Genomic DNA, 377 nt, shown 5'->3' with positions numbered 1-377 from the left:
GCGCTGCTCCGGCTGGCCAGCCCGCAGCTGCCGATCGGCGGCTACAGCTATTCCCAGGGTCTGGAAATGGCGGTGGAAAACGGCTGGGTGAACGACCCGGACAGCGCCCGGCGTTGGCTGGAGGATCAACTGCTGCTCAACCTCGCGCGCTTCGAGGCGCCGCTGCTGCTCGCGCATTGCGAAGCAGCGGCACGGGACAACTGGCCGCGCCTGTTACAGCTCGTCGCCGAGCACCGCGCCAGCCGCGAAACCCGCGAACTGCAGCTGGAAAGCCGGCAGATGGGCTATTCCCTGACGCAGCTGCTCGACGGCCTGCCGGAACTCGACCAGCCAGCGCGTGACTGCCTGGCCGCTGCCGACGAGCCCGGGCTTGCACT

At 69.0% G+C, this 377-nt stretch carries 1 protein-coding gene; it reads left to right on the top strand.

Annotated elements, in window-relative coordinates; all coding sequences use genetic code 11:
* Nucleotides 1-377: urease accessory protein UreF (locus tag LO50_RS23525; protein WP_272867668.1), on the top strand; the 377-nt coding region annotated here is incomplete at both ends.

This window comes from Stutzerimonas stutzeri, assembly GCF_000935215.1.
Lineage (GTDB): Bacteria > Pseudomonadota > Gammaproteobacteria > Pseudomonadales > Pseudomonadaceae > Stutzerimonas.
The sequence above is the reverse complement of the archived record's forward strand: the minus strand, read 5'-3'. Positions and strand labels throughout refer to the sequence as shown.